Source organism: Streptomyces nanshensis (genome assembly GCF_001751255.1).
Lineage (GTDB): Bacteria > Actinomycetota > Actinomycetes > Streptomycetales > Streptomycetaceae > Streptomyces > Streptomyces nanshensis_A.
In genome coordinates, this window is sequence record NZ_LJGW01000714.1 from 1 (window position 1) to 10077 (window position 10077).

Consider the following 10077-nt stretch of genomic DNA (forward strand, 5'->3'; position numbering starts at 1 on the left):
CGCCTGGCCGCGCAGCCGGGCCGTGGTCGCCGCACGCGCGGCGGGACTGGCGCCGCCGCCGCAGTCCGTCTACCCGGACGTCGCCGACGCCGAGGGGCTCGCCCGGTCCTGCGCCGAGGGCCGCAGCCTGGGCTTCCTGGGACGTACGGCGATCCACCCGTGCCAACTCGACGCCATCGTGCGGGCGTATCTGCCCACGCGCGAGGAGATCGAGGCCGCGGAGGAGGTCATGGCGGCGACGGCCGCCAACGGCACGGGAGCGCTCGCGCTTCCGGACGGACGGTTCGTCGACGCGGCGATCGTCGCGGGCGCGCGCAGAACGCTCGCGCTCGCCAGACGCCGCCGCTGAACGGGCACCAGAACAGGCGCCCCGACGCGTAGGTACGTCAGGAGGTTCCGCTGCCGCTCTCGGGAGCGGAGGAGACGGCCGAGGGTTCGCCGTCGCCGGTGGCGTCCGGAGTCTCGGACGGGGCGGACGCGGAGGCCGGTGCGGCGGGCGCGCCCTTGCCGCCGCGATGTCCCATACCGCGGCTGCCGCCCTTGCCGCCGCCCGTGGTCCCGGCGTCGCCGTGGGCCTCCGGCTCGACGATCTCCTCGCGGCCGGGCCGCAGCCGTGCGGAGATCACGATGCCCGCGACGGCGCAGACGAAGACGATGATCGACGTCCAGTCGTTGAGCCGCAGGCCCGCGATGTGGTGGGCGTCGTCGACACGCAGATACTCGATCCAGAAACGCCCCACGGTGTACGCGGCGACGTACAGCCCCAGAACGCGGCCGTGCCCGAGCTTGAAGCGGCGGTCCGCCCAGATCACCAGGGCCGCGACGCCGACGCACCACAGCGACTCGTACAGGAACGTCGGGTGGTAGGTGGCCAGGCTCGGGGTGTCGACCGGCCGGTGCTGCGCGTCGATCTCGACCGCCCAGGGGAGATCCGTGGCCCGCCCGTACAGCTCCTGGTTGAACCAGTTGCCCCAGCGTCCGATGGCCTGCGCGAGCGCGACGCCCGGCGCCACGGTGTCGGCGTACGCGGGCAGCGGGATGCCGCGCCTGCGGCAGCCGATCCACGCGCCGAGCGCACCGAGCGCGACGGCGCCCCAGATGCCGAGGCCGCCGTCCCAGATCTTGAAGGCGTCGACCCAGTTGCGGCCCTCGCCGAAGTAGAGCTGGTAGTCGGTGACGACGTGGTAGAGACGCCCGCCCACCAGGCCGAACGGCACGGCCCACACGGCGATGTCGGCGACCGTGCCGACACGGCCGCCGCGCGCGACCCAGCGGCGGCCGCCGAGCCACACGGCGACGAAGACGCCGATGATGATGCAGAAGGCGTAGCCGCGCAGCGGGACCGGTCCGAGATGGATCTCGCCGGCCGAGGGGCTGGGGATGAATGCAAGGATCTCCATGGCGGTCCCGACGCTACCTTGCCCGGCCTCGCCGTCGGCAATGCACCCTGTGCAACAGCTCCATAACGGCCGATCGGCGCAGGCCCCCGGACCGGGGCCCGCCGTCCGATCCGCCGGGGCCGCACGGGCACCCGCACGGGACGAGACCTTCGCCACATTCGCTCCGGCCGTGAGGCCGTGACCAGGGGATGTCTCCGGAGGACGGTGGCCCGCAGACGGCAGGCGGACCGGCGGCTCACGACGGTGTACGTACGCGGGCGGGACCGGTCCGGCGACCGCGGGCACCGCGCTCGTACGCCGGCCGGCACCGCGCGGGCCGCTCCCATGCCCGCCCTCAACGGCCGTACGCCGCAAGGGCGTTGCGTCCGGCCGACGTCAACACGCCCACCACGGCCGTCCGTTCGCCGCACCCGTCCCGCGACACGGCGGCAGCCGGCCGGCTACTCCGCCGCCGCCTCGACCTTCTTCTTCAGCGACGCGGGCGTCAGCGGCTCGCCGCCGCCGTAGATGTCCTCGCCGTCGAGCAGCACCGTCGGAGTCGACTGGTGGCCCGACTTCTTGAACTGCGCGGCCGTCTTCTTCACCCACGCCTCGTGCGTGGCGCCTTCGACGCAGCCGCGGAAGCGCGCCCCGTACAGCCCGTCGACCTTCCCGGCCAGTTTCGTGAGCAGCTTCGCGCTGCTGAACGCGTCGCTGCGCTCGGGCGGTTGGTTCCTGTAGAGCACGTCGTGATACTGGCGGAACTTCCCCTCGTCCCGTGCGCACGCCGCCGCGTTCGCCGCCCGGTGGGAGCCCCGGCCGCCCAGGTTGTCGTCGATGATCGTGACGAGGTGGTATTCGGCGCGCAGCTTGCCCCGCTTCTCCAGCCCCCGGATCGTGCCGCTGAACTGCCGCTCGAACTGGGCGCACGCGGGGCAGCGGAAGTCCTCGTAGACGGTGAGCGTCGCGGGGGCGTCGCGCTTGCCGACGGCGATGGGCTTGGCGTCGTCCGCCGCTCCGCCGCCCGACCGCTGCTGTGCGACGAGGGCGCCGATCCCCGCGCCCAGCGCCAGCAGGGCGACGACCACGCCGCCCACCTTGAGCTGCCGTCCCCGCTTCTGCGCCGTGTGTTCCCGCTGCCGTTCGGCGCGCATGCGCTCGGTGGCGCTGCGGCGGCCCTCCTGGCCTTCTTCGTTCATCTTCTGGCTCTTCACACCGTGAGCCAACGAACGTGAGGGCGGGCAGCCTGCGCGACCGCCCCGCGTTTCGCCCGAAAGAGCGAGACGCGGGGCGGGTTCCTCACACGCGGTGTGCGGTTACGTCGTGGCCTTCCGCCGTACGCCGGCGGCGAGTTCGGCCGCGAGCGTCCGTACGTCCGCCAGCCCGGAGGGCAGATCGTCCGGGTGCGCCAACAGCCGCTTCACGAAGGCCGATCCGACGATCACGCCGTCCGCGAAGGCGGCGACCTCCGCGGCCTGTACCGCGTCGGAGACGCCGAGCCCCACGCAGACGGGCAGCCGTGTCGTGGCCCGTGTACGGGCGACCAGCTCCTCCGCCTCGCGGCCCACGGACTCGCGGGTCCCGGTGACGCCCATCAGGGAGGCCGCGTAGACGAAGCCGCTGCCCGCGGCCGTGATCTTCGCCAGCCGTTCGTCCCTGCTGCTGGGAGCGACGACGAACACCGTCGCCAGGCCGTGCTGTTCGGCCGCCTTGCGCCAGCCCTCCGACTCCTCGACCGGCAGGTCCGGCAGGATGCAGCCCGCGCCGCCGGCCGCGGCCAGTTCGGCCGCGAAGCGCTCGACGCCGTAGCGGTCCACCGGGTTCCAGTACGTCATGCACAGCACCGGCTTGCCCGTGGCGGCGTGCGCCTCGCGCACCGTACGCACGACGTCGGCGATGCGGACGCCGCCGCGCAGCGCGATGTCGTCGGCGGTCTGGATGACGGGCCCGTCCAGCACCGGGTCGCTGTGCGGGAGGCCCACCTCGACGACGTCGCAGCCGCTCTCCAGCAGCGCGACGCACGCCTCGATGCCGCCGTCGACGGTCGGGAACCCGGCGGGCAGATAGCCGACGAGGGCGGCACGGTCCTCCGCGCGAGCCTGGGCCAGTACGGACTCCAGCAGCTCGATCCCGCCGCCGACGCCGGTCTGCGGCTGGGGCTGGGGCTGGGTCTGGGGCTGGGGGGCCACTGCCCCGGTCGCGTCCGCGCTCATCGGTCCGCCTCCTCGTCGTACAGGCCGAAGTACCGCGCGGCGGTGTCCATGTCCTTGTCGCCGCGCCCCGAGAGGTTCACCAGGATCAGCCCGTCGGGACCGGTCTCCCGGCCCAACTCCAGCGCGCCCGCGAGCGCGTGGGCGCTCTCGATCGCCGGGATGATGCCTTCCGTCTCGGACAGCAGGCGCAGCGCCCGCATCGCCTCGTCGTCGGTCACGGGCCGGTACTCGCCCCGTCCCGACTGCTTCAGATAGGCGTGCTCGGGGCCGATCCCCGGGTAGTCGAGGCCGGCCGAGATCGAGTACGGCTCGGTGATCTGCCCCTCGTCGTCCTGGAGTACGAAGCTGCGGGAGCCGTGCAGGATGCCGGGCTCGCCGACGGAGAGCGTCGCGGCGTGCTCCCCCGACTCGACGCCGTGTCCGGCCGCTTCGAGGCCGACGAGCCGTACGTCCTCGTCGTTCAGGAACGCGTGGAAGAGCCCGATGGCGTTGGATCCGCCGCCGACGCACGCGGCGACGGCGTCCGGCAGCCGCCCGGCCCGCTCCAGGATCTGACGGCGTGCCTCGACGCCGATGACGCGGTGGAAGTCCCGTACGAGCTGCGGGAAGGGGTGCGGCCCGGCGACCGTGCCGAAGAGGTAGTGGGTGCGGTCGACGTTGGCGACCCAGTCGCGGAACGCCTCGTTGATGGCGTCCTTGAGGGTGCGGCTGCCCGAGGCGACGGGCACGACCTCGGCGCCCAGCATGCGCATCCGCGCCACGTTCAGCGCCTGGCGCCGAGTGTCGATCTCGCCCATGTAGACGGTGCATTCGAGGCCGAAGAGCGCGCAGGCGGTGGCGGTGGCCACGCCGTGCTGCCCGGCGCCGGTCTCGGCGATGACCCGTGTCTTGCCCATGCGCTTGGTGAGCAGCGCCTGACCGAGCACGTTGTTGATCTTGTGGGAACCGGTGTGGTTGAGGTCCTCGCGCTTGAGGAAGATCCGTGCGCCGCCCGCCTGTTCGGCGAAGCGGGAGACCTCGGTCAGCGGGCTGGGGCGGCCGGTGTAGTTGACCATGAGGTCTTCGAGCTCGGCGGTGAAGGCGGGGTCGGCCTTCGCCTTCTCGTACTCGACGGCGACCTCGTCGACGGCGGCGACCAGCGCCTCGGGAATGAACTTGCCGCCGAAGGCGCCGAAATAGCCTCCGGGATCGGGGACCCGGCCCTCGGGGTCGGGGACGAAGAAGTCGGACATCCGACGGTGCTCCTCGTGAAAAGTGATGAACGGGCAGATGTGCAGGGGGAGTTCGGCGGTACGGGCAGCACGCGCGTACGGCATGGACGGCGTCTACGGACACGGAGCGCCCGCGGACACGGATACGGGGGTACGGGTGCGGGCGGGTGCGGCGGCCGGTGCGGAAGACAGCGCTCCGGGCACATGCCCGTCCGCCCTCGTTCCCGTCCTGAGTCCTCGTCTGGGTCCCCGTGTGGGGTGCTCGTCCTCGTCCGTCTCCGTACGGCCGTCGGCCGGAACGGACAACTCGGCGACTCAGCAGCTCACTTGCTCAGCGAGCCGAAGGCTCAGTGGTGGTGCGCCGGTGCGTCCGCGGCCGTACCCGCGCGCCATCGGCGCCCGTTGATCTGCCCCGGCTCACAGCCGATGTGGTAGCGCACCCGCCGCCCGTGCACCCGCCGGGCCGGAGCCCGGCACCCGCGCGGACGGCAGCCGCGGGCCAGCGCCGCGTACGAGCCGGGCGGCGGCCCGAGCGGGGAGCGGGGAGCGGTCGTGCGGGGAGTCATCGGAGGTCAGCCCTTCCCGTGCCCGTGCCGCAGCGCGGGGTGGGCGCCGGCGGCGACGAGGTCGGCCACGGCGCCCTTCGGGTCCTTGCCGGTGACCAGCGATTCGCCCACGAGCACCGCGTCGGCGCCGTCGTTGGCGTACGCGATCAGATCGTGCGGCCCGCGGACGCCGGACTCGGCGATCTTGACGACGTGGTCCGGGAGTTCGGGCGCGATACGGGCGAAGTTCCCCCGGTCGACCTCCAGGGTCTTGAGGTTGCGCGCGTTGATGCCGACGATCCGCGCACCGGCGTCGAGGGCGCGCTGCGCCTCGTCCTCGTCGTGCGCCTCGACCAGCGGCGTCAGACCGATCGACTCGGCACGCTCGATCAGCGAGACCAGCGCCTCCTGCTCCAGCGCCGCGACGATCAGCAGCACGATGTCGGCACCGTGCGCGCGGGCCTCCCAGAGCTGGTACGAGGAGAAGACGAAGTCCTTGCGGAGCAGGGGGATGTCGACCTTCGCCCGCACCGCCTCCAGATCGGCGAGCGAGCCGCCGAAGCGGCGCTGCTCGGTGAGGACGGAGATGACCGAGGCACCGCCCGTCTCGTAGTCGACGGCGAGGGCGGCCGGATCCGCGATCGCGGCGAGCGCGCCCTTGGACGGGCTGGAGCGCTTGACCTCGCAGATGACCCTGACGCCCTCGCCCTTCAGCGCGGCGAAGCCGTCCTTGGCCGGAGGAACGGCGGCGGCGCGCTCCTTGAGCTCGTCGAGGCTGACGCGCGCCTGCCGCTCGGCAAGGTCCTCACGTACGCCTTCGATGATCTCGTCGAGCACACTCACCGAGCGGCCTCCTTCGGTCGGGTCGGGGCCTCCGCGCGGGAAGCGGGGAAAGCGCGGAAAGCAGGGATGGTCAGACCGGGCACTGCGATGCTATCGGGCGGGAGCCGGAGGACTCGCATCCGCCCGGTGGGAATTCCACATTCCGGACAAATGCCGCTGTCCTCGCGACCGTTCGGACGCCGCCGCGCGCCCGTCGCTCACGGTGCGAGAGCGGCGCCCACCGGAAGGTTGCGTACGACGGTGAAGACGAGCACCAGCGCGCCCAGCGCCCACCAGTGCGGCGTACGCAGCTCCACCGACACCGGACGGGAACGCAGCACCCGCACCACCCAGAAGACCATGAACACCGCGAAGACCGCGAAGCCGATCACCGCGAGGGCGTTCATCCCCAGCGCTCCGGCGAGGTCCCCGTGCACGACGGCGTGCGCGCTGCGCAGTCCGCCGCAGCCGGGGCAGTAGAGACCGGTGAAGTGCAGCAGGGGGCAGACCGGGTAGTGCCCGGGCTCGCCCGGGTCCACGGCGCCCACGTACGCGAAAGCCGCGCCCACGGCAGCGAGGGTGCCGAAGGGCGCGGCGAGGCGGGACACCGGCACACTGCTCCGGCGTCCCGCCGGTACGGGCTCCTGCCCGCTCAGGACGACTGCTCCTGCGGCTCCCCCGTGGCATGGCTGCGCGCCTCCTTGGGCTGGCCGAAGCCCATGGCCTTCATCAGCAGTCCGACGACGCCGCCCGCGACGGCCACGACGAGACCCACCACGAAGCCGACCGGCTGGGCGGCGACCGTGAAGAGGCCGGCGATGCAGAAGCCGATGAAGCAGATCGTCACGCCCGTCCACGCGGCCAGGGTGTTGCCGTGGCTGTTGCCCGCCATGTTGTGTGCTCCTCGTAGTTCGACCGACTGGGCCACCGGCCCGCTCTGCGCCCATTGTTCCCGGTGCCGCCGGGGAGTGCCGAGGCAGGGGTGCTCAGAAGGGGTACGGGCCCGTACCGGGCGGAATCAGACGGTGGCGCCGCCGCCCGTACCGCCGTCCTTACCGTCCTTACCGCTGTCCGTCGTTCCGCCCGGACCGCCGGTGGGGTCCTCGCCGCGGTCGAGCGCCTTCCACAGGTCCTCGGGACGGTCCGGGTCCACGGGGGCGGGTGCAGCGCGGGGGCCACGGGGACCGCGCCGGGTGCGCTCCGTCCGCTCGTACCGCGCGCTCCCCGACATCGACGGCCAGAACGGTCCGTACCGCAGCGCGAGCACACCGGCGAGCACCAGCAGCGCGCCGCCCGCCGCCGAGACGTACGGCCAAGCGCTGACGTGCACCGCTTCGACGCCGGTACGGGCGAGTCCGGACGCCTTGGCCGCCTTCTCCTCCAGCGCTCCGCGCTCGCCCGCGCCCAGCAGCGCGGCGGCGACCGTGCCGGTGCCGCAGAGCGTGAGCAGCGACGCGACGAGGACGCGTCCGGCGCGGCGGACCGCGAACACCGCGACGAGCGCGGCGAGTCCGACGAGGGCGAGCGCGCTCGGCAGACCGGTGACGTCGCCGCCCTTGGCCTTCACGGGGATCGCGCCCTGTGCGAAGGCCGCCGTGGCCTGGCTCCACACCTGGCCGCTGGCGAGCAGCGCGAGGGCGGCACCGGCGGCGCCGCACAGCAGCGCGAGGGCGAGGGCACGGCGCGCGGCCTGCGCGCGAGAGTTCGCGGAAACGGTCGTCCGGCCAACGGCGCCCGCGGCACCGGACTCGGTCTGCGTCTCGGTCTGCGGATTCGTCTGCGTCTGCTGTATCTGCGGTCGCGGATCGGTGACGCCGTCGCCGTCGGCGCCTTCGTGGCCGGGTGCGGCGTCCGATGAGCGGGCCTTCGGTACGGAAGTCACCCGTCCACGCTACCGCCGAGCCTTCCGGCCGAGGCGACCGCCCTGAGCACCGCCGCCGCCTTGTTCCGGCACTCGGTGTCCTCGGCGGCGGGGTCGGAGTCCGCCACGACGCCGGCGCCCGCCTGTACGTACGCGGTGTTCTCGCGCAGCAGCGCCGTACGGATCGCGATGGCCATGTCCGCGTCGCCCGCGAAGTCGAGATAGCCGACGCAGCCGCCGTAGACGCCGCGACGGGTGGGCTCCAGCTCGTCGATGATCTGCAGGGCGCGGGGCTTGGGCGCGCCCGAGAGCGTCCCGGCCGGGAAGGTGGCGGTCAGCGCGTCGAAGGCGCTGCGGTCCGCGCCGAGCCGGCCGGTCACCGTCGAGACGATGTGCATGACGTGGCTGTAGCGCTCGACGGACATGAAGTCCACGACCTCCACGCTGCCCGGCTCGCACACCTTCCCCAGGTCGTTGCGCCCGAGGTCGACCAGCATCAGATGCTCGGCCCGCTCCTTGGGATCGGCCAGCAACTCCTCGGCCAGCGCCGTGTCTTCCTGCGGAGTGCCGCCGCGGCGGCGGGTGCCGGCGATGGGATGCATCATCGCCCGCCCGTCCTCGACCTTCACCAGCGCCTCGGGGCTGGAGCCGACGACGTCGAAGTCTCCCCCCGTGCCTCCGGCGAAGCGGAAGAGATACATGTACGGGCTCGGGTTGGTGGCGCGCAGCACCCGGTAGACGTCGAGGGCGCTCGCGGTGCACTCCGTCTCGAACCGCTGCGAGGGGACGACCTGGAACGCCTCGCCCGCGCGGATGCGCTCCTTGATGTCCTCCACCCACGCCTCGTACGTCGCGCCGCCGGAGCGTGCCGTGAACTCCGGCAGTTCGGAAGGCGGCAGCACCGCGGGGGCGTCCGGCGCGGGACGTGCCAGGTCCGCCGCCATGGTCTCCAGCCGCCGGACCGCGTCCTCGTACGCCTCGTCGACGCCGGTGTCCAGGTCGTTGTGGTTGATGGCGTTGGCGATCAGCAGCACCGTGCCGTCCCGGTGGTCGAGGACGGCGAGGTCGGAGGCGAGCAGCATCGTCAGCTCGGGCAGGGCCAGATCGTCCGCGGTGGTGGTGCCGTCGCCGACCTTCTCCAGGCGGCGCACGATGTCGTAGCCGAGGTAGCCGACCATGCCGCCGGTGAAGGGCGGCAGTTCCCCGTCCCGATGCAGATCGCGCGGAGTGTGCAGCGCCTCGACGGTCTCGCGCAGCGCGCGCAGCGGGTCGCCGTCGGTGGGCACCCCGACAGGCGGCGTGCCCAGCCAGTGCGCCGAGCCGTCGCGCACGGTGAGGGTCGCGGCGCTGCGTACGCCGATGAAGGAGTAGCGCGACCACGTACGGCCGTTCTCGGCGGACTCCAGCAGGAAGGTGCCGGGCCGCTCGGCGGCGAGCTTGCGGTAGAGCGCGATGGGGGTGTCGCCGTCGACGAGCAGGCGCCGCGTCACGGGGATGACGCGGCGGTCCTTCGCGAGCGTACGGAAGGTGTCGAGGTCCGGGGTCGTCATGATCGCCGACCTTACTGGCCGTCAGGGCCGTCAGGGCCGTCGGGCCCGGCCGCCGCCCGGCTCCCGTCCGTACGGACGGCCGGCAGCGTGCCCGCGTCGAAGCAGGTGCGGTCGCCGGTGTGGCAGGCGGCGCCCACCTGGTCGACCTGGACCAGCACCGTGTCGCCGTCGCAGTCGAGCGCGACGGAACGCACGTGCTGGGTGTGACCGGAGGTGTCGCCCTTGACCCAGTACTCCTGGCGGCTGCGGCTGAAGTAGGTGGCGCGGCCGGTGGTCAGGGTGCGGTGCAGCGCCTCGTCGTCCATCCACCCGAGCATGAGCACCTCGCCGGTGTCGTACTGCTGGGCGACGGCGGGGAAGAGGCCGTGCGCGTCGCGCTTGAGGCGGGCGGCGATCTCGGGGTCGAGCGATGTGGCGGGGGATCGTGCGGGCATGGGGCCCATTCTCGCGCATGCGGGGCGGGGGCGGGGACCTGGTGGAGAGGGGGCGGAGAGGG

The 10077-nt window shown here is 73.0% G+C and carries 12 protein-coding genes; 1 reads left to right on the forward strand and 11 read right to left on the reverse strand.

Annotation, left to right across the window (positions count from 1 at the left end; genetic code table 11):
* Positions 1–349, forward strand: a 349-nt coding sequence (locus tag AN218_RS32765) for an HpcH/HpaI aldolase/citrate lyase family protein (protein ID WP_171908880.1), incomplete at its 5' end; no start/stop codon positions are given.
* A 37-nt stretch (positions 350–386) separates the two neighbouring features.
* Here AN218_RS32765 and lgt read toward each other — a convergent pair.
* The 11 genes from lgt to hisI all read right to left on the reverse strand — a co-directional run bounded on the left by lgt (position 387) and on the right by hisI (position 10015).
* Positions 387–1400 (reverse strand): prolipoprotein diacylglyceryl transferase, encoded by a 1014-nt coding sequence (lgt, locus tag AN218_RS32770; protein WP_070020661.1) that lies wholly within the window; start codon positions 1398–1400, stop codon positions 387–389.
* A 440-nt stretch (positions 1401–1840) separates the two neighbouring features.
* The gene (locus AN218_RS32775) at positions 1841–2593 is read right to left on the reverse strand and encodes a DsbA family protein (RefSeq protein WP_338059659.1); all 753 of its coding nucleotides are present in this window, start codon (positions 2591–2593) and stop codon (positions 1841–1843) included.
* A gap of 102 nt (positions 2594–2695) precedes the next feature.
* Positions 2696–3592, reverse strand: coding sequence for a tryptophan synthase subunit alpha (trpA, locus tag AN218_RS32780; protein WP_079132849.1), 897 nt, complete (start codon positions 3590–3592; stop codon positions 2696–2698).
* Positions 3589–4824 carry a tryptophan synthase subunit beta gene (gene trpB, locus AN218_RS32785; protein WP_070020663.1) on the reverse strand — a complete coding sequence of 412 codons (1236 nt, stop codon included), beginning with the start codon at positions 4822–4824 and terminating at the stop codon, positions 3589–3591. Before trpB ends, trpA begins: the two co-directional genes overlap by 4 nt.
* Positions 4825–5150: 326 nt before the next feature.
* Positions 5151–5369, reverse strand: a complete 219-nt coding sequence (gene trpM / locus AN218_RS35030; protein WP_079132850.1) for a tryptophan biosynthesis modulator TrpM — start codon at positions 5367–5369, stop codon at positions 5151–5153.
* A 6-nt stretch (positions 5370–5375) separates the two neighbouring features.
* Complete coding sequence (gene trpC, locus AN218_RS32790; protein ID WP_070020664.1) at positions 5376–6191, reverse strand: indole-3-glycerol phosphate synthase TrpC; 816 nt, start codon at positions 6189–6191, stop codon at positions 5376–5378.
* A gap of 197 nt (positions 6192–6388) precedes the next feature.
* Positions 6389–6826: a DUF2752 domain-containing protein gene (locus AN218_RS35865; RefSeq protein ID WP_070020669.1), complete on the reverse strand. Its 438-nt coding sequence runs from the start codon at positions 6824–6826 to the stop codon at positions 6389–6391.
* Entirely contained in the window at positions 6823–7062 is a 240-nt protein-coding gene (locus AN218_RS35870; protein WP_070020665.1) for an HGxxPAAW family protein, read from the reverse strand. The genes AN218_RS35865 and AN218_RS35870 overlap by 4 nt, the downstream gene beginning before the upstream one ends.
* 126 nt (positions 7063–7188) lie before the next feature.
* Positions 7189–8052 (reverse strand): TIGR02234 family membrane protein, encoded by an 864-nt coding sequence (locus AN218_RS32805; protein WP_244900901.1) that lies wholly within the window; start codon positions 8050–8052, stop codon positions 7189–7191.
* The gene (locus tag AN218_RS32810) at positions 8049–9581 is read right to left on the reverse strand and encodes an anthranilate synthase component I (RefSeq protein WP_070020666.1); all 1533 of its coding nucleotides are present in this window, start codon (positions 9579–9581) and stop codon (positions 8049–8051) included. The genes AN218_RS32805 and AN218_RS32810 overlap by 4 nt, the downstream gene beginning before the upstream one ends.
* Before the next feature lie 11 nt (positions 9582–9592).
* Positions 9593–10015, reverse strand: coding sequence for a phosphoribosyl-AMP cyclohydrolase (gene hisI, locus AN218_RS32815; protein ID WP_070020667.1), 423 nt, complete (start codon positions 10013–10015; stop codon positions 9593–9595).
* Between the last annotated feature and the right edge of the window lie 62 nt (positions 10016–10077).

Bases quoted from the DNA above. Each gene is read 5' to 3' on its own strand.
- AN218_RS32810 (WP_070020666.1), bottom strand. From the start codon at position 9,581: ATGACGACCCCGGACCTCGACACCTTCCGTACGCTCGCGAAGGACCGC.
- AN218_RS35870 (WP_070020665.1), bottom strand. From the start codon at position 7,062: ATGGCGGGCAACAGCCACGGCAACACCCTGGCCGCGTGGACGGGCGTG.
- lgt (WP_070020661.1), bottom strand. From the start codon at position 1,400: ATGGAGATCCTTGCATTCATCCCCAGCCCCTCGGCCGGCGAGATCCAT.
- hisI (WP_070020667.1), bottom strand. From the start codon at position 10,015: ATGCCCGCACGATCCCCCGCCACATCGCTCGACCCCGAGATCGCCGCC.
- trpM (WP_079132850.1), bottom strand. From the start codon at position 5,369: ATGACTCCCCGCACGACCGCTCCCCGCTCCCCGCTCGGGCCGCCGCCC.
- trpA (WP_079132849.1), bottom strand. From the start codon at position 3,592: ATGAGCGCGGACGCGACCGGGGCAGTGGCCCCCCAGCCCCAGACCCAG.
- trpB (WP_070020663.1), bottom strand. From the start codon at position 4,824: ATGTCCGACTTCTTCGTCCCCGACCCCGAGGGCCGGGTCCCCGATCCC.